Annotated in this window: 20 protein-coding genes; 12 read left to right on the plus strand and 8 right to left on the minus strand. The window is 72.9% G+C overall.

The features are described from left to right. The first annotated feature begins 84 nt into the window (after positions 1-84). The 3 genes from mhpA to GVV04_RS24730 all read left to right on the plus strand — a co-directional run bounded on the left by mhpA (position 85) and on the right by GVV04_RS24730 (position 4,690). On the plus strand, positions 85-1,662 hold the full coding sequence (gene mhpA / locus GVV04_RS24720) for a bifunctional 3-(3-hydroxy-phenyl)propionate/3-hydroxycinnamic acid hydroxylase MhpA (RefSeq protein ID WP_161690933.1): 1,578 nt from the start codon (positions 85-87) through the stop codon (positions 1,660-1,662). A gap of 165 nt (positions 1,663-1,827) precedes the next feature. Continuing rightward, entirely contained in the window at positions 1,828-3,384 is a 1,557-nt protein-coding gene (locus GVV04_RS24725; protein ID WP_161690935.1) for a ricin-type beta-trefoil lectin domain protein, read from the plus strand. A 55-nt stretch (positions 3,385-3,439) separates the two neighbouring features. Further along, positions 3,440-4,690, plus strand: coding sequence for a family 16 glycosylhydrolase (locus tag GVV04_RS24730; protein ID WP_161690936.1), 1,251 nt, complete (start codon positions 3,440-3,442; stop codon positions 4,688-4,690). 179 nt (positions 4,691-4,869) lie between these two features. On the opposite strand, the gene GVV04_RS34530 is transcribed toward GVV04_RS24730, so the two are convergent. After that, a complete protein-coding gene (locus GVV04_RS34530) occupies positions 4,870-6,075 on the minus strand; it encodes an NB-ARC domain-containing protein (protein WP_201754086.1) in 1,206 nt (401 codons plus the stop codon). Between the two features lie 236 nt (positions 6,076-6,311). Here GVV04_RS34530 and GVV04_RS24740 point away from each other — a divergent pair, with 236 nt between their 5' ends. Next, complete coding sequence (locus GVV04_RS24740) at positions 6,312-7,358, plus strand: hypothetical protein (RefSeq protein ID WP_161690940.1); 1,047 nt, start codon at positions 6,312-6,314, stop codon at positions 7,356-7,358. Positions 7,359-7,504: 146 nt separating this feature from the next. Then, positions 7,505-7,738 (plus strand): hypothetical protein, encoded by a 234-nt coding sequence (locus tag GVV04_RS24745; protein WP_161690942.1) that lies wholly within the window; start codon positions 7,505-7,507, stop codon positions 7,736-7,738. A 24-nt stretch (positions 7,739-7,762) separates the two neighbouring features. Here GVV04_RS24745 and GVV04_RS34095 read toward each other — a convergent pair whose 3' ends face one another. The 4 genes from GVV04_RS34095 to GVV04_RS24765 all read right to left on the minus strand — a co-directional run bounded on the left by GVV04_RS34095 (position 7,763) and on the right by GVV04_RS24765 (position 10,639). Then, a complete protein-coding gene (locus GVV04_RS34095) occupies positions 7,763-8,614 on the minus strand; it encodes a chitosanase (RefSeq protein ID WP_161690944.1) in 852 nt (283 codons plus the stop codon). 297 nt (positions 8,615-8,911) lie between these two features. Then, entirely contained in the window at positions 8,912-9,424 is a 513-nt protein-coding gene (locus GVV04_RS24755) for a hypothetical protein (protein ID WP_161690946.1), read from the minus strand. After that, positions 9,411-9,932, minus strand: a complete 522-nt coding sequence (locus GVV04_RS24760) for a hypothetical protein (RefSeq protein WP_161690948.1) — start codon at positions 9,930-9,932, stop codon at positions 9,411-9,413. The genes GVV04_RS24755 and GVV04_RS24760 overlap by 14 nt, the downstream gene beginning before the upstream one ends. Then, the gene (locus tag GVV04_RS24765) at positions 9,929-10,639 is read right to left on the minus strand and encodes a hypothetical protein (RefSeq protein ID WP_161690949.1); all 711 of its coding nucleotides are present in this window, start codon (positions 10,637-10,639) and stop codon (positions 9,929-9,931) included. The genes GVV04_RS24760 and GVV04_RS24765 overlap by 4 nt, the downstream gene beginning before the upstream one ends. Positions 10,640-10,819: 180 nt before the next feature. On the opposite strand from GVV04_RS24765, the gene GVV04_RS24770 reads away from it, so the two are divergent. After that, a complete protein-coding gene (locus GVV04_RS24770; protein WP_161690951.1) occupies positions 10,820-13,942 on the plus strand; it encodes an AfsR/SARP family transcriptional regulator in 3,123 nt (1,040 codons plus the stop codon). Here GVV04_RS24770 and GVV04_RS24775 read toward each other — a convergent pair. Together GVV04_RS24775 and GVV04_RS24780 are read right to left on the minus strand one after the other, a co-directional pair. After that, positions 13,939-15,030, minus strand: coding sequence for an IS630 family transposase (locus GVV04_RS24775; protein WP_161690953.1), 1,092 nt, complete (start codon positions 15,028-15,030; stop codon positions 13,939-13,941). The two genes, GVV04_RS24770 and GVV04_RS24775, sit on opposite strands and share 4 nt — an antisense overlap. A 185-nt stretch (positions 15,031-15,215) precedes the next feature. Beyond that, the gene (locus GVV04_RS24780; RefSeq protein ID WP_161690955.1) at positions 15,216-16,445 is read right to left on the minus strand and encodes a PucR family transcriptional regulator; all 1,230 of its coding nucleotides are present in this window, start codon (positions 16,443-16,445) and stop codon (positions 15,216-15,218) included. A 259-nt stretch (positions 16,446-16,704) separates the two neighbouring features. On the opposite strand from GVV04_RS24780, the gene GVV04_RS24785 reads away from it, so the two are divergent. The 6 genes from GVV04_RS24785 (at position 16,705) to GVV04_RS24810 (ending at position 22,990) form a co-directional block, all read left to right on the plus strand. Next, positions 16,705-17,622: a dihydrodipicolinate synthase family protein gene (locus GVV04_RS24785; RefSeq protein ID WP_161690957.1), complete on the plus strand. Its 918-nt coding sequence runs from the start codon at positions 16,705-16,707 to the stop codon at positions 17,620-17,622. A 177-nt stretch (positions 17,623-17,799) separates the two neighbouring features. Further along, positions 17,800-19,845, plus strand: a complete 2,046-nt coding sequence (locus GVV04_RS24790; protein ID WP_328822556.1) for a M6 family metalloprotease domain-containing protein — start codon at positions 17,800-17,802, stop codon at positions 19,843-19,845. 87 nt (positions 19,846-19,932) lie between these two features. Beyond that, a complete protein-coding gene (locus tag GVV04_RS24795) occupies positions 19,933-20,367 on the plus strand; it encodes a hypothetical protein (RefSeq protein WP_161690959.1) in 435 nt (144 codons plus the stop codon). Continuing rightward, positions 20,364-20,945: a TlpA family protein disulfide reductase gene (locus tag GVV04_RS24800; protein WP_161690961.1), complete on the plus strand. Its 582-nt coding sequence runs from the start codon at positions 20,364-20,366 to the stop codon at positions 20,943-20,945. Before GVV04_RS24795 ends, GVV04_RS24800 begins: the two co-directional genes overlap by 4 nt. Before the next feature lie 224 nt (positions 20,946-21,169). Further along, positions 21,170-22,417, plus strand: a complete 1,248-nt coding sequence (locus GVV04_RS24805) for a glycosyltransferase family 4 protein (protein WP_161690963.1) — start codon at positions 21,170-21,172, stop codon at positions 22,415-22,417. Positions 22,418-22,519: 102 nt separating this feature from the next. Beyond that, on the plus strand, positions 22,520-22,990 hold the full coding sequence (locus GVV04_RS24810) for a hypothetical protein (protein ID WP_161690965.1): 471 nt from the start codon (positions 22,520-22,522) through the stop codon (positions 22,988-22,990). A 69-nt stretch (positions 22,991-23,059) separates the two neighbouring features. On the opposite strand, the gene GVV04_RS24815 is transcribed toward GVV04_RS24810, so the two are convergent. Next, positions 23,060-23,590, minus strand: coding sequence for an SRPBCC family protein (locus GVV04_RS24815; RefSeq protein WP_201754088.1), 531 nt, complete (start codon positions 23,588-23,590; stop codon positions 23,060-23,062). Between the last annotated feature and the right edge of the window lie 75 nt (positions 23,591-23,665).

Consider the following 23,665-nt stretch of genomic DNA (forward strand, 5'->3'; position numbering starts at 1 on the left):
GGTCGGTACCGTCGGAGCGGGCGGGCCCGGGGCCGGTGGGCAGCGGCGGCCGGCGGGCCGGTGAGGCCAGGGCGAGGAGGAACGGTGGACGATCCGGTGCCCGTCGTCATCGTCGGCGCCGGGCCGACCGGGGTGGTGGCGGCCCGGCTGCTCGCCGTACACGGTGTCCGGTCCGTCGTGCTGGACCGGTGGCCGGCCGCCTACCCCCGGCCGCGCGCGGTCCACCTCGACGACGAGGTGTGCCGGATCCTGCACCGGGCGGGGGTGCACGAGCAGTTCGCGGCGGTCTCCCGGCCGGCCGAGGGGCTGCGGCTGCTGGGTCCCGACCACCGCGTCCTGGCGCAGTTCAGCCGGGGCACTGCGGACGGGATCCACGGCCACCCGCAGGCGAACATGTTCGACCAGCCGACGCTGGAGGCCATCCTGCGCCGCGCCGTCGACCAGGACCCCCTGGTCACCCTGCGCGGCGGCGTCGAGGTCACCGCCGTGTCCGCCGACGGCGACGGGGTGGTGGCCGTCGCCGTCACCGACCGGGGATCGGGGGAGCGGCAGACGCTGCGCGCACGGTACGTGCTCGGCTGCGACGGCGCCAACAGCGTCGTCCGCGCCCAGATCGGGTCGAGGATGCGCGACCTCGGCTTCGCGCAGCGCTGGCTCGTGGTCGATGTCGACACCGACGCCGTGATCGACGCGTGGGAGGGCGTGCACCAGGTGTGCGACCTCCGCCGGGCCGCGACCTACATGCGTGTCGGGGCGCGACGCTACCGTTGGGAGTTCCGCCTCCTGCCCGGCGAGACGGTGGCGGCCATGTCCGCTCCGGAGACGCTGCACGAGCTGGTCCGGCCGTGGACGAGGGACCTGCCGTTCGAGGCGCTCGTGGTGGTCCGCTGCGCGGAGTACACCTTTCGCGCCCAGATCGCCGACCGGTGGCGGGCGGGGCCCGTGTTCCTCCTCGGCGACTCCGCCCACCTCACCCCGCCGTTCATCGGCCAGGGGCTGGGCGCCGGCCTCCGGGACGCCGGCAACCTCACCTGGAAGCTCGCCGCGGTGCTGGCCGGCGGTCTGCCCGCCGCCGCGTTGGACAGCTACGAGACCGAGCGGCGGCCCCACGTCACCGCGCTGATCCGGCTCGCCGTGGGCGTCGGCCGGGCCATGACCCAGGGTGGTGAGGCCGGCGACCTGTTGCGCCGGCTCGTCGTGCCCCGGCTGGTCCACGTCCCGGGCCTGCGGGCCAGGGTTCTCGACAGCACCACCCCGCCCCTGCGCCGCTCGGCCCTGCTCCGGCGGCGTTGGTCGCCGTGGAGCCGCAACGGCCGGCTCTGCCCGAATCTGGTCCTGTGTGACGGCCGCCGCCTCGACGACGTGCTCGGGTCCTCCTTCGCGGTGCTCACCGTCGGGCCGCTGCGACCGCAGACGGTCGCCGAGGCGCAACGGCGGCGGGTGGTGCTCGTGCCCGTGGAGCCGGCCTCGGGCCTCGGGCGGTGGCTGCGCCGAGGTGGGGCCCGCGCGGCGCTCGTACGTCCCGACCGGACGGTGATGCGGACGGGCGGCGACGTGGCGGCCCTGCTCAGGGTCGCACCGGCCCTGTCGTCGGCCGCGCCCCCGACAGCGCCGCCCCCTCGGCCCGACCCGGACGGGAGCCGGCGCGGAAGCCCCGGGTGACGGACCTCGCGAGTCGGGTGGGCCAGTGCCGGGCGGTCAACTGGTAACAGTCTTGACAGAAATCGTTCATATCGACAAACTTCGTTGAGAGCGCTCTCTTGGCGGCCACAGCTCTCACGTCGCCCCGCCGCGCCCGCCCCGCCGTAAGTCCTCGGGAGGACCTCCATGACGCGACAGCGCCGCGCGTTCGGCACCGTCACCGCAGCTCTCCTGCTCGTCGTCGCGTCCCCGCTGGCGGCCCGCGCCGGCGACGTCCCAGATGCCCCTGCCCCGGCGGCCACCACGACGGCCGCTGCCGGCCTCGCGCCGGAACTGGTCACGGCGATGCGCCGCGACCTCGGGCTGACCGCCGAGCAGATCGGTGCCCGGCTGCGCGTCGAGGCCGCCGCGCCGCCGGTCGAGAAGCGGCTGCGCGCCCGGCTCGGCGCGGCGTTCGCCGGCGCCTGGATCCCGGCGGGCGGGCAGCGGCTGACCGTGGCGGTCACCGATCCGGCGCTCACCGCCGTCGTCCGCGCCGAGGGCGCGGACGCCACCGTCGTCGCCCGCAGCGAGCGCACGCTCGGCACCGTGAAGCAGGCCCTCGACCGGCACGCCGACCGGGCGGACCCGCGGCGGATCCGCGGCTGGCGCGTCGACGTCGCCGACAACACCGTCGTGCTGACGGCGGCGCCGGGCGCCGCCGCCGAGGCGACCGCGTTCGCGCGGGCCGGCGGCGTCGCCGCCGACGCCGTCCGGGTCGTCGAGTCCGCCGACACGCCCCGCCCGCTGTACGACATCCGCGGTGGCGACCAGTACGTCATCAACGGCAACACGCTGTGCTCGGTCGGCTTCGCGGTCGCCGGCGGCTTCGTCACGGCCGGCCACTGCGGCGGGACCGGCAGCCCGACGCTCGGCTTCAACAACGTCGCGCAGGGCACGTTCGCCGGCTCGTCCTTCCCCGGCAACGACTACGGCTGGGTACGCACCAACGGCAACTGGACCCCGCAGCCCTGGGTGAACAACCACTCCGGCGGCAACGTGACGGTGGCCGGCTCGCAGGACGCGGCGATCGGCAGCTCCGTCTGCCGTTCGGGACGCACCACCGGCTGGCGCTGCGGCACAATCCTCGGCCGCAACGAGACCGTGAACTACGCCCAGGGCGCGGTGTCCGGCCTGACCCGCAGCAACGCCTGCGCCGAGGGCGGCGACTCCGGCGGGGCGTGGATCAGCGGCAATCAGGCGCAGGGGGTCACCTCCGGCGGCTCCGGCAACTGCTCCACCGGGGGCACCACCTTCTTCCAGCCGGTCAACGAGATCCTCGGCGCGTACGGGCTGTCGCTGGTCACGACCGGCGGCGGGGGCGGGAACCGGCTGATCAGCAACTGGAACAACAAGTGCATCGACGTGCCGAACTCGAACTTCTCCGACGGGGTGCCCCTGCAGATGTGGAACTGCAACGGCACCGGGGCCCAGGCGTGGACGCTCACCGGAGGTTCCCTGCACACCCAGAACAACAAGTGCATGGACGTGGCCTGGGGGTCCACCGCCAACGGCGCGGTGATCCAGATCGCCAACTGTAGCGGCAACCCCGCCCAGCAGTTCGTCCTGTCCGCCGCCGGTGACCTGGTCAACCCGCAGGCCAACAAGTGCGTCGACATCGCCGACTGGAACGGTGGCGACGGCGCCCGGCTCCAGCTGTGGGACTGCGCCGGCACCGCCAACCAGAAGTGGCGGCGGGGCTGACCGCGCCCCCTCGCCGGCCGTACGACCGCCCGGACCGTCCCCCTTGGAGGCTCCCGTGACCAGATCCCGCTCCGCGCCCCGTGCGCTCGCCCGCGCCGCCGTCGCCCTCGCCGTCGCCGCGGCGTCCCTCGTCCTGCCCGGCCCCACCGCGCCCGCCCAGGCGGCGATCGGCGGCATCACCTGGCAGGACGAGTTCAACGCCCCCGCCGGCGCGGCCGTCGACCAGAGCAAGTGGCGGTTCGACATCGGCGGCGGCGGGTGGGGCAACAACGAGAGGCAGTACTACACGAACAGCACCAGCAACGCGGTGCACGACGGCCAGGGCAACCTGGTCATCACCGCCCGCCGGGAGAACCCGGCCAACTACCAGTGCCACTACGGCCGGTGCGAGTACACCTCGGCCCGGCTGCTGACCGCCGCGACGTTCACCCAGGCGTACGGCCGGTTCGAGGCCCGGATCAAGATTCCCCGGGGCCAGGGCATCTGGCCGGCGTTCTGGATGCTCGGCAACGACATGGGCAGCGTGGGCTGGCCGAACGCCGGCGAGATCGACATCATGGAGAACATCGGCCGGGAGCCGAACACCGTGTACGGCACCATCCATGGGCCCGGCTACTCCGGCGGCGGGGGCATCACCGGCAGCCGCACCGTGGGCGCGCCGCTGGCCGACGGCTTCCACACCTACCGGGTGGACTGGGAGCCCAACTCGATCGTGTGGTATCTCGACGGCGTCGAGTTCCACCGCGTCGACCCGAGCCGGCTGGGCGGCAACCGGTGGGTCTTCGACCACCCGTTCTTCATGATCCTGAACGTGGCCGTCGGCGGCAACTGGCCGGGCTACCCGGATGGCACCTCCCAGTTCCCGCAGCAGATGCTGGTCGACTACGTCCGGGTCAACAGCTACACCGACGGTGGCAACCCCGGCACCACGCGGTTGCGGGGCGCGCAGAGCGGGCGGTGCATCGACATCCCGAGCGCCAACCCGGTCGATGGCGCCAAGCTGCAGATCTGGGACTGCAACACCACCGCCGCGCAGGCGTGGACCTTCGCCGGCGACGGCACGGTGCGGGCGATGGGCAAGTGCATGGACCCCGCCTGGGCCGGGACTGCCAACGGCACCGAGGTCAACCTCGTCACCTGCAACGGCAACCCGGCCCAGCGGTTCACCCTGAACGCCGCCGGTGACCTGGTGAATCTCAGCGCCAACCGGTGCGTCGACGTGCGCGACCAGAATCCGGCCAACGGGGGCAAGCTCCAGCTCTGGGACTGCGCCGGCAGCGCCAATCAGAGGTGGTCGCGGTACTGACCAGCGAACGGGGGCGCCGACGAACCATCCCGTCGACGCGTGACGAAGGGGCCCGGCGCAGCACGCAAGCCGCTGCGCCGGGCCGGGTGCGGCCGGCGGATCGAGTAGTTGATCTTCGCGAGCCTGGCGCGGTGGCCCGGCGATCGTGGTGACCAGGTGTCCCAGCTCCGGACGCCCGCTCAGCCGGCGCCGAGCCGGGCCTGCCCCGGCCGTCGCGCCGTGGGCCCACCGACGGCCGGGCGCATCCGGGACAGCAGGGCCGGCGCGGCGGCCCCGGCCGGGTGAGCCGGGTCGGCCAGGGTGCGCAGTCGCGGCGGCCGGGCCCGCTCCGCAGCGGCCCCCGGACCCCACGCCGGTTCGGCGGCCGTCGGGCCCGGGCCGGCCAGTACGAGTGTGCCGCGGGCCGCCGCCCGTTCCGCGGCGGCCCGCAGGGCGAGCGGGCGAGCCCCGCAGCGCCGGACGAGGTCGTACGCGGCATCGGGCTCCGCGTCGACCCGGTCGCCCAGCAGTCCGCGCAGCAGTTCGACGGCCGCCTCGGTGCTCAGCGGCCCCAACTCCAGCCGCCGCGCGCCATGCCGGACGACCAGATCGGCCAGGTTCTCCCGACTGGTCACCAGGACCAGGCAGCCCGGTGACCCGGGCAGCAGAGGACGGATCTGCTCGACGGAGGACGCGTTGTCGAGCAGCACCAGCGTCCGGCGGCCGGACATCCGGGTCCGGTAGCAGGCGGCCAGCGCGGCCGGCGTGCCGGGTTGCCCGGCACCGGCGACGCCGAGGGCGTTGAGGAAGGCGGCGAGCACCTCCGTCGACGACGGCGGCTGACCCGAGCCGTCGCCCCGCAGGTCCACGTAGAGCTGGCCGTCGGGGAAAGACCTGGCCACCCGGTGCGCCCAGTGCACGGCCAGCGCGGTCTTGCCGATCCCGGCCGCCCCGGTGAGCAGCACGGTCATCATCGCCGTCTGGTTCGTCGCCTCGGCGAGCAGCGCGTCCAGCGTGCCGCGTAGCAGGCCGCGCCCGGTGAACGGCAGGACGTCGGGGGGTAGCTCCCGGGGCACGGGGACGGTCGCCGCCCGCGCCCACGCCCGGTCCTGTGGTGTCGGGTCCACCGGGCCGACATCGTCGCGGGCCTGGCAGCGGAGGGCCCGGCCCCACAGGTCGGCGAACTCGTCGACGTCGCCGCCGAGCACCCGGACGATCTCGCGCACCATCTCCCAGCGGGCGAGGCGCGGACGGACGAAGACGGCGTGGATGGAGGTGGGGTTGATCCCCGTCGGCCACCGCTCGGCGCGGGTCAGCCGCTGCAACCGGCGCATGCTCGGCTGGCCGGCAGCGACGTGCAGGTCGTGCAGCCGCTCGTAGAAATCGGCCACGGGACCCGTTGGCACGAACGGACGGGTGAGCCGACCCATCGGTGTTCTCCCCACGTGTTCGACGCTGTTGCGGATTGTCGATACCAGTTTCTATCACTCTCGGCGTCGACGTCATTGCCATGAGTCATGACGCTGACACACTGTCAGCGACAGAATTAACGCCTCGATCCGCTTCCGTTCATGTCTCGCGGCTGGCCATGCTGTCGCCAGCGCTTAGACAAGCGCCAATTCCGTCACTAGAAGGAGAACGAATGCACTTTCCGGACATCCGGCGCGCGACCCGGGTCGCCGCGACCGTGACGCTCGCTGCGGGAATGGCCCTGGTCGGCGCTGGCGCCGCGCAGGCGGCCCCGGCCTCCGACGCCACCGCCGGGACGTCGGTCAGCACGGCGCTGGCGACCACCTCCGCCAACGCCCGCAGTGGACTGACCACCGCCGAGCAGGCCAGCAACTACTGGACCCCCGAGCGGATGCGCACCGCGATCTCGGCGGACACGCTGGTCAAGAAGGCTCCTGCCAGCTCTGGTGAGAGCGTGCGCCCGACCGGCACGGCCCAGTCCACCCCGCCCGCCGCGCCGACCGTGAAGGCCGCCACCAGCCGCGTCCCCGCAGCCGGCGGCTCCATGGCCGCCAACGTCGCCGCCTCCGCCACGGTCGGCAAGGTCTTCTTCTACAACCCGGCCAACGGATTGAACTACGTCTGCTCGGCGGGCACCGTGAACAGCGGTTCCAAACTGCTCGTCATGAGCGCAGGGCACTGCGTGCACGGCGGTAGCGGCGGCCAGTGGATGCAGAACTGGGTATTCGTCCCGCTGTACAACTACGGATCCGAGCCGTATGGTCGCTGGTCGGCGAAGTACCTGACGACCTTCAATGCGTGGATCAACGACAGCAACCTCGACCGGGACGTCTCCTACATCACGGTGTGGCCGAACGGCTCCAACCAGCGGCCCGTCGACGTGCTCGGCGGAAACGGCCTCTCGGTCAATTACAGCTACGACCAGGCCGTGACCATTCTCGCCTACCCGGCGGCGCCCCCGTACGACGGCGGCTGGCAGCAGTACTGCCAGGGCACGACCTACCGGCCCGGCATCTGGCCGTTCCAGGAGAACAAGATCGCCCTCGGCTGCGGCTTCACGGGTGGCTCCAGCGGCTCGGTCTGGCTACGGCTGTACAACGACGCGTACGGCTACGTCAACGGCATCATGAGCACGCTGGACGGCAACGGGGTGAACCGGAGCTCGTACTTCGACACCGCGGTCATGGACGTCTACAACTCGGTGGCGAACCGCACCTGAGTCACCCGGCAGGGTGAAACGCCGACCCCGACCGCGATCCGTGGGATCCGGTCGGGGTTCGCGCGCGTCCCATCGAGGTGGTGATCCGGTCGCCGGCCGGCGACCCGATCGTTCGAAGCGCCGGGGCCGGCGGAGAGGAGCGGAAGATGAGGAACGGATGGATGGTGGCCGTGGGGGCGGCGGTCGCGGTCGTGCTGGTCGCCGTCGTGGTGGCCGGGGTGGCGACGGCCCGCCGGTCCGGGCCGGCGGGCCAGCCCTCGGGGCCCACGTCCACCGGCGACGTCGGAACGGCCAGCACGCGCCTGCCGACCCCGGACGACTCCTACTGGGACCCGGACCGGATGCGCAGCGCCCTGCCGGCGCCGATGCCGACCGACTGAGACGCCCGCGCCCCCGCTCTACGACTACCCAATCCGGTACTGGTCGCCGTAGACGGCGAAGACCAGCGGCGTGTTCAGGTCGAAGTTGCCGTTGTTGAGGAACACCCGCTGGGCGGTGTCGACCCGGGACGTGTCGGAGTGGGCCGCCTCCTTCTTCATGTTGCCCGGCTTGGTGGCCGTGTACGCCTCGACCAGCTCCAGCATGTCGCCGGTGCCGGAGCAGAAGCCGATGATGCCGGCGGTGTAGCCCCGCCCGTCGCCGATGTCCTCGATGTAGGAGAACTGGGCCCGCCAGTTCAGCGACGAGTTCTCCGCGGCGGAGACGAGCTGCATGGCCACGTCCTTCTTCGCCGGGTTGTCGAGGTTGACGCCGGCGGGGGCGGACGGGCTGGGGGTGCCCCAGCCGGGCAGGGTCCACCGCTGGTTCGCGCTGCCGGCGCAGGTCCAGATCTGCAACCGGGTGCCGTCGGCCGTGTTCTGGCCCGTGACGTCCAGGCACTTGCCGGAGCCGGCGTTGACCAGGGCGCCGTTGGACGCGCTCCACCGCTGGGCGCCGGTGCCGTTGCAGTCGTACAACTGGATCTTGGCGCCGTCGGCGGTCGACGCGGCGGTGACGTCCAGGCACTTGCCGAGCGCGCGGATCGAGCCGTCGGCGTTGCCGACGGTCCAGACCTGGGCGGCGGTGTTGTTGCAGGCGTAGAGCTGGACGGCGGTGCCGTTGGCGGAGCTGGCGGCGGCGACGTCGACGCACTTGCCGCCCAGTCCGGTGATCGGCCCGGCGGTCGCGGCGCTGGCCGACGGCAGGCCGTAGCCGACCGCCGCGGCGGGGACCAGCAGGGCCGCGGCGAGGTGGGCGGCTGTCCTCTTGGCAGGCATGGCACTTCTAGACGAGTAAGTCCTAACGACCCCCGGGGCTGTGGTATAGGCGAAGGGTGTTGAAGATCCGTTTGTGACGACAGACCTCAACACCCTTCTGACCGCACTGTACGTGAAGATCGACGACTGGCTTGGACGGCCGAACCGCCGCGAAGCGCTCCACGCCGACGTAGGCCGCTGACCTGCGGCGACAAGCCGCGACGGTTGACGGCCCGACCGGCCCGGACGCGTGGCCCGGGCCGGCCGCCCCCCCGATGGCGAACCGTCTGACGACGTCCCACCCGCGGAGTCCGCAGCTCAGGTGCGGATGTTGGGCAGGTTGACCCCGCAGGTGCGTTCGATGAACTCCCCCGCGCGGCGTCCGCTCGCCTTCACCGCCGTGCCGTTCGGCACGGTCGCCTCCGCAGCGGACGCGTCGTCGTGCTCGTGCGCGGCCGTGCCGGGGTCGTGCTCGTGCGCGGCCGTGCCGGCGTCGTGACCGGCCGCCTCCGGGCTCGATCCGGTCGGGCCGTGGTCGTGCGGGGTGGTGGGCTCGGGTCCCCCCAGTGCACCGGCGAGCCGCTCCAGGTCCGGGGTGAGCTCCCGTGGTGCGGAGCGGATCAGGGCGGCCATCGCCTCGACCCGCTGCTCACTGGTGAGCTCGCCCTGGTTGACCAGAGCGAAGGTCCGCGCCTCGGCGCAGAACTGGCTCCGGCCCGACCAGTCCGAGGGCAGATCCGGCCGAGACAGCCACCACCCGCCCAGCGCGGCGGCGGCCACCGCGACCACCGCCGCACCGGAGAACAGCAGACGACGATCAGACGTTGTCATTGATCGCGGTGATGTCATGGCTGTCGAAGTTCTTGGGCCAGATATCGCTGCGCATACACGAGTTGTTGTCCGTGTCGGCGCTCTTCGAGCGGTGGCCCAGCGAGCCGGTGTGCCCGAGTTCGTGACAGCCGAGGCTCTGCCAGTAGCCCGTGGACTTGCCGCTCATCGTCCGGGTGTTGAATTTGACGTCGTACTGGTCGCACAGCCCGTTCCACCAGTTGGTGTCGGTGCAGGTCGTCTGCCCGTACCAAGAACTGGAGTACGACTTGTCGTAGACGTGGATGTCCCCGCCGCCGGTCGAGGTGTTGATCTGCGAGCGGTCGAGCTGAGCCCGGCCGTGCGAGACCGCCGCCTTGCCGGCGCTCGTCAGCGAGTTCGACTCCACCGCCTGTTCCTTGTTGTCCGGCTTGCCGCTGTTGGCCTTGCCGCCGTGCCCGGCCATGGCCGGTGGCGCCAACGCCACCACGGCGATCAGCGTGGTACCGAGGACGATCGTCGTGCGCTTCATTCCCCACTCTCCTCCGGAGGCTGCGGCAGCTCCGCGGTCGGCATCGACTCGGTCAGCGTGCCGGCGGCGACCTGCCCGCTCGCCGCGACGACCGTGTTGTTCAGGAACGAGGGCGCCATCGTGGTGATCGACGTGGCCAGCTCGTTCTCCGCGTTGCTGGGCCGCAGCGCGCCGTCGACCACCAGCGGCCGCCCGTCGGAGCTGGCCAGCTGGTAGGTGTAGGGGTTGCTGGTGCCGACGGCGCGGCGCAGGAAGAAGTAGCCGGTGTCGCCCACCGCACTCCAGGCCACGTTGTTGGAGATGTAGCCGCGCCCCTCCTCGTCCCAGCCCTCCTCCTCGAGGGTGATGGACGGCGGGATGATCAGGTTCTTCGGGTTGTGCAGGACGTCGTACTTGGTGATTGTCACCGTCCGCAGCCGGATGTCACCGCCAACCGCCGCCGGGTCCTCGTCGGCGCTGGCCAGCCGGCCGGGCTCCACCGAGGTGACCGTGCCGAAGACCACCAGGTGTGAGGTGGCGGTCATCTGCTCGACGGTCTGGAAGTCGTACATCTCCTTGCCGAAGGCAAGCGCCTCGGGCTGTGTGTCGTAGCGCACGCCGGGGTCGGCCCGGCCGACACCCACGGCCGCCACGAGCGCGGCCACCGCGACGGCCCCTGCCGCCGTCAGGCCCAGCCGGCGTGGGCCGGGACGCCTGAGTTTCTCCACTCGCCGTTCTCCCTTTTCGAGGTGACGCGGCCGGTGCCGGCCGCGCGTCCCGACCGAACGGCCGAAGGACCGCCAGATCAGGACGGGATGCACGGTCCACACCCGTGGATGCAGGATGCTTGCAACCGGCTTGCAGCTCGTCCACTGCGGACCGTCATACTCGCCGGTGGGGAGGTGGCGGTGGAGTTCCGGGTGTTGGGCACGGTCGAGGTGTGGGCGCACAGCGTCCAGGTCGACCTCGGTGGGCGCCAGCCTCGCCTCGTTCTCGCGACGCTGCTGCTGGAGCCGGACCGGGTGGTGGCGGTGGATCGGCTGATCGACCTGGTCTGGGGTCCGGCGCCGCCGCGCAGCGCCCGGGGCACCGTGCAGGCGCTGGTCTCCCGGCTGCGCACCGCGTTGCGGCAGGCGGGGGTGCCGGTGGAACTGATCGGCCGTGCGCCCGGCTACCTGCTCCGGGTCGACCCGCTGGCGGTCGACGCGCACCGGTTCACCGACCTGGTCGCGCGGGCGCGGGCGGCCGGCGACGACGACGCCGTGGCCCTGTTCGACCAGGCGCTGGCGCTGTGGCGGGGGGAGCCGCTCGCCGACGTGGCCGACGAGGAGGTGCGGCACCGGCTCTGCGCCGGCCTGCGCGAGGCCCGCTGGACGGCGGTCGAGGAGCGGGCCGACGTGCTGCTGCGGCGGGGGCGTTCCCGGCAGGTCGCCGACGAGTTGACCGACGCGGTGGCCCGGCAACCCGGACGCCAGCGGCTGGTCGGTCAGCTCATGCTGGCCCTGTACCGGGAGGGCGGCGCCGACCGGGCGCTGGCCACCTACCGGCAGGTACGCGATCGGCTCGCCGACGAACTCGGCCTCGACCCGGCCCCGGTGCTGCGCCGCCTTGAGGAGCGGATCCTGCGCGCCGACCCGACGCTGGGGCCGCCCGCCGACGTCGCCGGACCGGGCGGCGACGACCGCTCCGCGCTCGTCCGCCCCGCCGGGCTGCCGCACAGCAGCACGACCCTCACCGGACGGGACGCCGAGCTGGAACGGCTCGACGCCGGGTTGGCGGAGCCGGCCGGCCGTACCCGGATCTGGGTGATCAGCGGCACCGCCGGGGTGGGCAAGACCGCCCTGGCGCTGCACTGGGCCCACCGGGTCCGCGCGGAGTTCCCGGACGGGCAGCTCCACCTCGACCTGCGTGGCTTCGACGCCGACCGGGAGCCGATGCCGGTGGAGACGGCGCTGACCCACCTGCTGACCGCGCTCGGGGTCGACCCGAGGGCGGTGCCGGACGGGTTGGACGGCCGAACGGCGCTGCTCCGCTCGCTACTGGCCGGTCGGGACGTGCTGCTGGTGCTGGACAACGCCCGCCACGCCGACCAGGTGCTGCCGCTCATCCCGTCCCGCGGCACCGTGCTCGTCACCAGCCGGCACCGCCTCGGTGACCTCGTGGTCCGCGCCGACGCCCGGCTGCTCCCGTTGGACGTGCTCACCCCGGTGGCGTCGGTACGTCTCCTGGCGACGCTGCTGGGTGCGGCGGCCGTGCGGGCCGACCCGGCGGCGGCAGCGAAGCTGGCTCGGCTCTGCGGCCACCTGCCACTGGCCCTGCGCATCGCCGCGGCCAACGTGCAGTCGGCCGGCAGGGCGGACGTCGCCGGCCTGGTCCGCGAGCTGGCCGACGGGGACCGGCTGGCCGGGTTGACCGTCGACGGCGCCGAGCAGGGGGCGGTGACGAAGGCGTTCGCCCTGTCGTACCGGGTGTTGTCCGGGCCGCAGCGGGAACTGTTCCGCCGCCTCGGCCTGGTGCCCGGGGCGAGCATCACCGCCGGCCCGGCCGGCGCGGTCGCCGGCGTGCCGGTGCCCACCGCGACCCGGCGACTGCGGGCCCTGGCGGCGGCGCACCTGCTGGAGCGACACCCCGGCGAGCGCTACCGCTTCCACGACCTGCTGCGCCGGTACGCCGTGGACCGGCTCACCGCGGAGGACGACGAGGCGGCCCGCGGGGTGGCCCGGAGGCGGCTGTTCGACCACTACCTGGACACGGCCGACGCGGCGGGCCGCCGGGTCATTCCGCATTTCGTGCGGCTGCCGCGGCCGGTGGCAGCGGACCCCTTCCCCGACACCGACGCCGCCCTGGCCTGGTTGGATGCCGAGTGGGCGAACCTTACGGCGGCGGTCGAAGAGGCCGCCCGGTGCGGTCCCCGCCGGTACGCCTGGCATCTCACCGACGCGCTGCGCGCCTACTTCCACCAGCGGGGTCGTCGGGAGGAGTGGCTGAACGCGGCGACGGTGGCGCTGGCCGCCGCCCAGACCGACGGTGACGCCCGCGCCCAGGCCGCGATGCACCAGAGCATCGCGCTCGTGCAGGTCAACAGCGGCCGGTACGAGGAGGCCCGCGAGCACCTGCTCGAAGGGCTGCGGTGCAGCGACGCGGACAGCTGGCAGGAGGGACGGGCCGGGATCCTGAACAACCTCAGCGCGGTGCACCAGCGGCTCGGCGACCCGCACGCGGCGATCGACTGCGCCCGCCTGTCGTTGGCGCTCAACCGCCGGTCGGGCAATGACGGCGGGGAGGCCATGTCCCTGGCCAACCTCGGGTTCTCGCATTGGCAGCTCGGCGCGTTCGCGGAGGCGGACGCCCACTTCCGGGCCGCACTGGAGCGCGGGGAGCGGGCCGGGGCGCACTACAACGTGGCCGTGCTCCTGGTCGACCTGGCCAACGTGCGCCGGGACCGGGGCGACCCGGACGGCGCGGATGATCTCTACGCCCGCGCGCTCGCCGCCAATCGGGAGCTCGGCTACCGGTACGGTGAGGCGACCGCCCTGGCCGGCCGTGCGGTGCTCTGGAGCGACACGGATCGCGCCGAGCTGGCCCGTGCCGACGCCGAGCGGGCGGTGACGCTGACCCGGGAGATCGGCGACGCGGGCACCGAGGCGTGGGCTGCCGACGCGCTGGGGCGGGTGCTGCTGGCGCTGGGACACCCGGGCGAGGCGGCCGAGCAGCACCGCCGGTCCCTCGAACTTGCCCGGCGTACCCGATTCTGCTGGTGCGAGGCGACGGCCCTGACCGGCCTCGCCGCCGCCGAGCTGGCCGGGGGTGACCCGGAGGCCGCCGGGCGACACGGGCGGGCGGCGTTGGGTCTGGCCACCCGCTCGGGCTACCGGCCGCTTGAGATTCGGGCGTCCTATCTCCTCGCCCGGCTCGCGGAGCGGTCCGCGGACACGGCCGAGGCAGCGCGGCTGGACGGCCAGGCGACTCGGCTGGCCCGGGAGACCGGGTACGCGCTGCCGGGTCGCCCGGCACCGCAGCCGCAGCGCTAGTGTCCTGCGCCGGAAATTCGCCTACAAAATTGTGCGGCTGATTCGAGGATCTCTTCGGCGGTCTTGGTCCAGGTGAACGGCCGTGGGTCGCGGTTCCAGTCGGCGATCCAGGAGCGGATGTCGGCTTCCAGGGCTTGGACGCTCTTGTGTGCGCCGCGGCGGATCTTCTGCTCTGCGAGGTGGCCGAACCAGCGTTCGACCTGGTTGATCCAGGACGAGCCGGTCGGGGTGAAGTGCATGTGGAACCGGGGATGTTTCGCCAGCCAGGCCCGCACGGTCGGGGTCTTGTGGGTGCCGTAGTTTTCGCAGACCAGGTGTACGTCCAACTCGGCCGGCACCGTCTTGTCGATCGTGGTCAGGAACTTTTTGAACTCGACGGCGCGGTGCTGGCGATGCAACTCGCCGATCACGTGACCGTCGGCGATGTTGAACGCGGCGAACAGGCTGGTGATGCCGTTGCGGGCGTAGTCGTGGGTGCGCCGTTCGGGCATGCCGGGCATCATCGGCAGGACCGGCTGGGACCTGTCGAGGGCCTGGATCTGGCTCTTCTCGTCGACACAGAGCACGACGGCCCGCTCGGGTGGGTTGTGGTAGAGGCCGGCGACGTCGACGACCTTCTCGATGAACAGCGCGTCCGTGGACAGTTTGACGGTCTCGCTCCGGTGTGGCTTGAGGCCGAAATCCCGCCAGATTCGCCCGATCGTGGACTTCGACAACCCCGACTTCTCGGCCATGGACTTGCGTGACCAGTGGGTGGCGTTGCGCGGGGTCCGCTCCAACGTCGTCACCACCACGTCCTCGACCTGGTCGAGGCTGATCGACGGTGGGCGCCCTGGTCGCTGCTCGTCCATCAGTCCATCCAGCCGTAGCTTCAGGAACCGCCGCCGCCACTTGCCCACGGTGGACAAGTGCACTCCGAGATCCCTCGCGACATCGGTGTTCGACGCACCTTCAGCACAGGCCAGGACGATCCGTGAACGCATCGCCAGGACCTGCGACGACTTCGCCCGCCGTGACCACCGCGTCAACGTCGCTCGCTCATCGTCGGTCAGCGTCAGCGGCGCAGTGGGACGCCCGGTTCTCGGCATCCCACCACCCTACCCATTTATCAGGCGAATCTCCGGCGCAGGACACTAGGTGGGGGCCGCGACAATGAGGAAATTCCGTTAACAGAAGGCAGCGTGTCGATGTCATGTCAATCGCCGCCCGCTGCTGACCGGGGCCGTGCTCCGGTCCGTCGGCGCTTTGGGGCGGCCGTCCGGGCCGCCGTTGGTCACGCCGTCCGATAGTGGCCGGTGAGCCGGCCGAGCTTCATCGCCAGGTGCAGGCACAGCCGCTCGTTGCCGTCCTTCAGGTCGGTCCCGGCGAGCTGTTCCACCCGTTGCAGCCGGTAGTAGAGGGTGGTCCGGTGCAGCCGAAGCTTCTCGGCGGTCGCGTGCGCGTTGCCCGCCAGGTCGAGGTAGGCCTCCAGGGTCTCCAGCAGCACCTGGTGGGCGTCGTCGCGTAGCAACCGCTCAAGCCCGGGATGCACGCCCGCGACGTCGAGGTGCTGGCTGTCCAGCTGGGACAGCACCCGGTAGATGCCCAGGCCGGCCCAGGAGACCACCCGGCCCAGCGCGGGCAGCTGCGTACCGACCCGGGCCGCCTGCGCGGCCTCCTGGTAGGACTCGACCGCGTTGGCCAGCCCGGTGCGGGGCTCGCCGATCCCGGTCACGGTCCGGTCCACGGAGGCGAGGCCCCGGGTCGCGGTGCCCAGCGCCTCGTCCAGGTGGCCGGCGCAGACCTCCGGCGAGGGGCGTCCGGCGACCCGGTCGCCGCAGACCAGCAGCACCCCGTGGTCGTGCCAGACCAGGTGCAGCGTCTCCCGCACCCCGATCCACCGGCGGGTGGTCACCAGGGCCTGTTCCAGGGCGATCCGGGCCACCTCGTCGGGCTGCCGCCCGCCGGCCGGCACGAGCTGGGCGACGAGCGCGACGGTCGGCCCGTCGCCGGCCACCGTGCCCTCCTCCAGCAGCGCCCGCGTCGCGTGCTCACGGGCCTCCCGGCTCTCCACCAGCAGCGTGCGGGTGGCCTCGGTCTCCCGCTGCGAGGCCAGCTCACCGAGCAGGTTCTCCCGGTACAGGGCCAGCGACAGGTCGGTGAAGGCGCCGGTCGCGGTGGCGATGTCGGCGTCGGTCATCGAGCCGTCCGCGTCGATGAACCAGACGAATCCGAGCAGCAGGTCGTCGTGCCGGATCGGCACGCAGACCCTCGGCAGCAGGTCCAGCTCGGCGCACGCGGGGGTGCGGACCGGCTCGCGCGCCGTGAGCACGCCCATGCCCCGGAACCAGGCGATCACCTCCGGCGTCGTCTGCCGGCGCAGGATCGACATCCGGCGGACGTCGTCCATCGGGCCGTCGTGCTCGCTGTAGGCGACCACCCGCTGCCGCCGGTCCTCGATGAGGGCGGGCCGCCCCACCCGGGCGGCGACGGCGTCGACGATTCGCTGGAGCTCACCGTGCATGGATCTCCCCTGGTTGCGCCGCGCGGACAGGGGTCGCGCGACCGCCAGTCCTTACCCTCCGGTGCGGGTGGGTCTCCGCGCAAGGTCCACTGTCGAAGTCGCGACAAAAGGACGGGCGGCACCGCCCCTGTTCCGGCATCTGTCCGAAGACCGGCGGCGAGGGACGTTCCTAAGGTTCCGGTACGGACCGCACCCGGCACCGGCACGCACAGCGCGGGTGGGGTGACGGGCGGTGCCGGCGCGGAGAAGGGATGCCCGAGTGAGAGCTGGTAGGCCCTGGCGGGGCGTGCTGGTGGACATCACCACGCCGTTCCGCGACGACCTGTCGGTCGATCTGGACCAGCTCCAGGAGCACGTCCGCTGGCTCGCCGCCCAGGGGTGCCACGGGGTCGCGCCGTGCGCGTCGGTGGGGGAGTACCGTGCCCTCTCCGACGACGAGCGGGCCGCCGTGGTGCGGGCGACGGTGCAGGCCGCGCCGCCCGGCTGCGCGGTGCTGCCCGGGGTCGGCGGCTACGGCAGCCGGCAGGCCCGGCGCTGGGCGGAGCAGGCCGCCGAGGCCGGCGCCCACGGTGTGCTCGCCCCGCCGCCCGACGGGCCCGCCGCCCGCGACGCCGACGTGGTCGCCCACTACCGGGAGGTGGCGGCGGTCGGCCTGCCGGTGGTCGCCCACAACGAACCGTACGACACCCGGGTGGACCTCACGCCGGACCTTGTGGCGACCGTCGCCGAGATCGACGGGATCGTCGCGGTCAAGGAGGTCACCGGCGACGTGCGCAGGCTGCACCGCCTGCGGGACCTGTGCCCACACGTCGACGTGCTGGTCGGCGCCGACGACGTGCTGTTGGAACTGGTGCTGTGCGGCGCCACGGGATGGGTCGCCACGCTATCCAACGCGCTGCCCCGCGAGGCCGTGCGGCTGTACGAGCTGTGCGTCGCCCGCGACCCGGGCCGGGCGCTGCCGCTCTACGCCGAGCTGCACCCGCTCCTCGGCTGGGCCTCCCGGCCCGAGTCCGTGCAGGCCGTCAAGCTCGCCATGGAGTGCGCCGGGCGGTTCGGCGGCCGGTGCCGCCCACCGCGTGGGCCCCTGCCCGGGCCCGCCGCCGAGCGGGTGCGCCGGGACGTGCGGCGGGCCCTCGCGGCGACCGCCGAACCGGCCTTCGGGGGCCCTGCTGGCTGATCCGTCGGTGTGCGCCGGTCCTTCAGGTGTCGGAAGCAGCCGCCCCACCTGCCGACATCTGCACAGTGACCAGCCCCGGCCCGCCCTCCTAGATTCGCTGCGCGGCCTGCTGACAGGCGTTCCGCGATCCCCCGCCGGGATGCCCGGCGCCGCGATCCCCCGACGAGAGGTGGTTCCGTGCACCGTGCTACCCCCAACCGAACGCGACTGAGGCATTCCCTGCTGGCCGCGGCCGTGGTGACCACGCTCGTGGCGACCGGGGCGGCGCAGGCCGCCGCGGCCCCGGCCAACCCGGTCGGCGGCACCGCGCCGTTCCAGGTCCTCGACCCGCAGGCCTGGCAGAACCCGGACACGATGACCTGGAACGACTACAAGGCCGTGCCCGGCAAGAACTGGGCCGACCCGAGCGTGTCGGGCTCGGTCCGCAACTTCAAGATCGCCCTGGTGGCGCTCGACTATCCCGACCAGACGTTCGCGGTCTCGCAGCGGGCCCGCTCGACGGTCTTCGGCAACCCCCAGTCCGTCGCGACCAACATCCCCCGGGCGGACGTGCCGAAGTTCTACCAGGACTTCCTGAACGCCCCGAACACCCTGAACAAGGGCCACACCCTGCACGAATACTGGATGCAGGACTCCAACGGCCGCTACGGCGTCGACCTCGCCGGGTTCGGGCCGTACCAGATGCCGGCGAAGTCCCACCAGTACGGGCTGGACAACAGCTTCAACCCGGGCGCCTGCCCGAGCGGGGACGTGTGCGGCAAGAACATCCGCACCGACGGCCTGGGCGCCTGGCGGGCGGCCGTCGGCGAGGAGGTCGCCAACCAGTACGAGCTGGTGTTCATCCTCAGCGCCGGCCAGGACGAGTCGTCGACCTGGCAGGAGTTCGGGCAGATGATCTTCCAGAACAAGGAGGACGTGCCGGACGCCTGGGGCCCGCCGGACCCCAACCTGCCGAACTGGGCGAAGACCCGCTACGTGGACTGGACCTCGTGGAAGGCGGCGGCGACGCTGTGGCCGAACGCCGGCGGCGGCTCCTCGACGCAGGGGGAGAGCTCCGGCATGGGCGTCTACGCCCACGAGCTGACCCACCTGCTGGGCATCGGCGACAACTACAACAACCCGTACGGCGAGCCGCTGCGCAGGGCGTACACCGGCATCTGGAGCATGATGTCGCGGGGGTCGTTCAACGGCCCGGGCGGCCCGCACACCCGCTGGCAGATCCCGCCGACCAACGGTGGCTCGATGGGCTCGCTGCACACGGTCCGGGACAAGATCAAGATTGGCCTGCTCGGCGAGGAGCACGTGCTGCGGCTGTCCCGGGAGTCGCTCGCCTCCTCGGGCCTGGTCGTCGCCCAGGTCACCGCCCGCGCGGTCGACGCGGGCCCGAAGGGCCTGACCGGCGTGAACATCGCGCTGAACAAGGACCTGTCGCCGACGTGCGGCGTCAGCACCGACCCGCTGTGCGACGGCGGCAACTTCAACAACTACACGGTCGAGGTCGTCGACCGGATGGGCGCGGACTCGTTCACCCCGGACAGCGGCGTGCTGCTGAGCAAGACGAAGAACGCCGACAGCGCGCCGTACCAGTGGGTGGTGGACGCCAACCCGCAGGACATCGACATGATCGACTTCTACCGGCCGGACGGCACCCCGCAGAAGATCACCATGGGTGACTACCGGCAGCTCTCCGACGCGCTGTTCCACGCCGGCGCGGACACCGGCAGCCAGTACGAGTACGTCGACGAGGCCAACCGGCTGCACTTCTACATCATCGACCTCAAGCGGGACTCGGCCGGCTCGCTGTCCTACACGGTGGCGGTGCGCTCGCTGGACGGCACCGGTGGGCCGAGCAGCCACGGCGTGACGCTGGGCAAGGGCGAGGTGACCAGCGGCGGCAAGCCGACCAACCGCGGGGCGACCTGCTCGTTCGAGCTGACCAACACCGGCGCGTACTCGGCCGGCGGGCAGCAGCACCCGGAGAACGCCAGCGCGTACCTGAAGTCGGACGTCTACCGCCTGTCGGCGGAGGTGGCCGGCAAGGGCTGGCGGACCTGGCTGCCCAACCAGCTCGCCACCGCGCAGTTCGGCAAGTCCACCACGGTCAAGGTGTCGGTGGGCGCCACCGCCGCCGCCGCGGACACCGGCTTCGTGAAGCTCACCGCGACCTCGGAGAGCGACCCGACGAAGACGGTGACCAAGCAGTGCCGGGTCGAGAAGTCCTGACCGGCACCCGAGGCTGACCCCGTATCTTCCGGGGCCGCGGCGGCGACTGCCACCGCGGCCCCGGAAGGCGGGCGAGAGGAGGACGACGTGCGGCGAGGCACCATGACGCTGCTGCCCCTGCTGCTGGCCGGCGCGACCGGCTGCGGCGCCGCCGGCGCCGCGCAGGAGGCGGTCTCCCCGACGACGGTCCGGGTCCTGGTCCGCGACATCAACATCCGGGCCGAGGGCGTCGACTGCGCCGGCACCGGCCCGTACCTGCACTTCCACAACCGGGCACCGTTCCGAGTGCTCGACCCGGACGGTGCGGCGCTGGCCACCGGGCAGCTGCCGGCGGGCACCGCGGTGGCCGCCTTCGCCGAGGACCTGGGGGTCGAGCGGGTGCCCACCTACTGCGAGTTCGCCGTCGGTGTGCGGGTGCCGCAGCGGGCCTCCTACCGGCTGGAGGTGGACGGCCGACCGGCGCTCGACCTGACGCCGGACAGCAGCGAGGGCCCGGCGCTGGTGGCGGTGGTCCCGTCATGAGGCGGGCGCTCCTGCCGCTGCTGCTGGCGGTGGCGCTGCTGGGCGGGTGCAGCACGGCCCCGCCCGCGCCGCCCGCGCCGGCGCCCGCCGGTGGAGCGGCGACGCTGCCCGGGCCGGTCCCCGCCGACCTGGTGCTGCGTCCGGCGCCCGGGTCCGCCCCGGCCGCCCCGGCGTTCACCGGCACGCTGACCGACGGCACCCCGCTCGCCGCCGCCGACCTGTGGGCGCAGCGCCCGGTCGTGCTCACCTTCTTCAACTCCTGGTGCACCACCTGCGCCGGCCACCAGGCCGCCCTCAGCGAGCTCGCCCGCAGCTACCGGGACCGGGTGGTCTTCGTCGGCGTGGCCGGCGCGGACCAGGCCGACGAGGTCCAGGACTACCTGCGCGCCCACCGGGTGGAGTATCCGGTCGTCCTGGACGACCAGCAGACGATCTGGCGCTCGTACGCGGTGCGGGAGCCGCCGGCGGTCGTGGTGGTGGCCAAGGGTGGCGCGCTGCTGCGCGGCTGGCCGGGGGGCCTGGACGCGCCGGCGCTCGACCAGCGGCTCCGGGAGCTGGTGCTGGCCGGCCAGCCGTAGTCAGCCCGGGTGGAGTTCGGTGGCTCTCCACCGCCTGACCTGCCACACAGTCGTCAGGGGACGGACACACTCCGTCCCCCTGACGGCGCACCGGGTACGCGGATGACCGGACGTGCTGCTCAGGCTGGCTGTCCGGCCCCTGTCCGCCGGTCCACCGATGATCTAGCGTCCCGTGCGTCTGGTGCCTGTTCACCACCTCGGGCGCAGCGAACCTAGGGGGGACAGTGCCGTTTCGTGAGGACGCCGTCGAGGCGACCAACCAGCTCCGCCTCGACCAGTCGGGGCCGGCCGCGACCCGGCCGTCGGGCTGGCGCCCCCTGCGGGTGGCGATGATCGGGCAGAAGGGCGTGCCCGCCACCTACGGGGGAATCGAGCGGCACGTGGAGGAGATGGCCAGCCGGCTCGCCGCGTTCGGCCACGAGGTGACCGTCTACTGCCGGGACAGCTACGGCGACGTGTCCGCCGAGCAGTACCGCGGCATCCGGCTGCGCCGGGCCCGCACCGTCGCCAGCAAGCATCTCGACGCGATCGTGCACTCGACCACCTCGACCCTGGCGGCCCTGGCCGAACGGCCCGACATCGTGCACTACCACGGTCTCGGCCCGATCCTGACCGCCCCGCTGGCCCGCTATGCCTCCCGGTCGAAGGTGGTGCTCACCGTCCACGGGCTGGACAACCAGCGGGGCAAGTGGGGCCGGGCGGCGCGCGCCGTGCTCGGCACCGCGTACCGGCTCAGCGCGTACGTCCCGGACGCCCGGGTGACGGTGTCGCGCGGCTTGTCGACGCACTACGCGACCCGGTTCGGGCGGCCCGCCCGGTACATCCCCAACGGGGTGACAGCCCCGCGGCACCTGCCGCCCCGCCAACTCGACGGCTTCGGGCTGCGCCCCGGCGGGTACCTGCTGCTGGTCGGCCGGCTCGTGCCGGAGAAGGCGGCGGACCTGCTCGTCCGGGCGTTCCGGCGGCTGCCCACCGACCTGCGGCTGGTCGTCGTCGGCGGTTCTTCCTTCACCGACGACTTCGTCGCCCGGCTCCGCCGCGAGGCCGGCGACGACCCGCGCATCGTGTTCACCGGCTTCGTCTACGGCGAGCAACTCGCCGAGCTGTACTCGCACGCGGCGGCCTTTGTGCAACCCTCCCGGCTGGAAGGGCTGCCGCTGACGCTGCTGGAGGCCGCCTCGTACGGGCTGCCGGTGGTGGCCAGCGACATCGAACCCCACGTCGAGGTGCTGGAACGCGACGCCCCCGGCCGGCGGCTGTTCCGCGACGGCGACGGCGACGACCTGCTGCGGGCGTTGGCCACCGTGACCGCCGACGTGCCCGCGGAGCGGGCCGGCGCCTCGCTGCTGCGCGACCGGGTGCTCGCCGAGTACAACTGGGACACGGCGGCCCGCGAACTGGAGCGGCTGTACTTCGAGTTGGCCGTCCGGTCACCCCGCGTGCGCCGCCACCCCGAGCCCCGGCGCCGCTGAACCGCCGGCCCGCCTCCGAGCAGCACGGTGCGCGGGCAGCCCGACGACTATCTTCCCTACGCCGCTCCGCGCCCAGCGGCGGCGGATCGATCGGAGACTCCCATGGGTGTTCTGTACGACTACTTCCGGGCGGCCGACGACGAGGCGGTCGCCGCGTTGATGGCCGCCACGAACGGCGGCCCGCTGGTGGGGCCGGCGGCCCCTGCCGAGGCGGACGTCGTGGAGGCCAAGGGTGTCGACCCCTCGGTGGTGCTCGGCCAGGCCGTGTCGCTCGCCCTCGACGTCCCCTGGGCCGTCGACCTCGTCGGCGACCGGCTCATCTGGCCCGACGCCGCCGCCGCGCAGGCGGAGCACGACGGGCCCTGGGTGGTCAGGCTCGGCGACCGCGTCCGTGACGTGCTCGCCGCGGTTGCGGAGGACCGGCTGCCGGCCCTCGCTGACCGCTGGTCCCGGATCGAGGAGCTGTCCTGGGGCGAGCCGGCCGGAATGCTGCCCGTGCTCCGGCTGCTCGTCGGGCTGGCCCGCCGGGCGCAGGCGAGTGGGCAGCACCTCTACTGCTGGATGTCGCTGTGACCGCGCGACGCTCTGACCACGGACGTCGGCTCGGGGCTCCTTCGTCGGTGGCCAGAGCGATCCGAGCGATCAGCGGTCGGCCTCCGCGAGCCCCTTGATGTTCTGCAGCCCCGCGTCCATGTTGGTCCGTAGCTGGCCGAGCCGGAAGGCCACCAGGTCCTCCTCGCTCTCGGGCACCATGTCGATGAACAGGCTGATCCCGGAACGGCCGGGGCCGATCCGGGCCGTCTGCCGCAACCGGGTGCCGGTCGTCTCGGGCTCGATCTCGAAGCACCAGGCGGCCGCCGGCTCGCTGTGGTTGCCGTCGGGCCCGGCGAACCTACCGTCCACGTCGAAGACGATCCACCCGAACCGGCGCTGCTCCTCCAGCTCCACCACCCGACTGACGGTGCGCCACTCGCCGATCTGCTCGTGGCGGTTGTAGCCGACGAAGCTCGCCCCCAGCTTCGGGGCGTCCGCGCCGTCGATCCACTCCACCCGCTGCAGCTCGGGACTCAGCCGGGCCGGCAGGTGGATGTCGGTCACGAGCTCCCAGACCCGCGACGGGGCCGCCTCGACGTAGAGGTCACATGCCACGCTCGGGCCGTCGGTGTATCGCACGTTGCCGCCTTCGGTGTCGGGCTGGGTCGCCCCGGTCGACCCGTCGTGGACGGACGGGGAGTCGGGTGCCGCCAC

The sequence above is a fragment of the Micromonospora rubida genome, from assembly GCF_009908295.1.
GTDB classification, from domain to species: Bacteria; Actinomycetota; Actinomycetes; order Mycobacteriales; family Micromonosporaceae; genus Micromonospora; species Micromonospora rubida.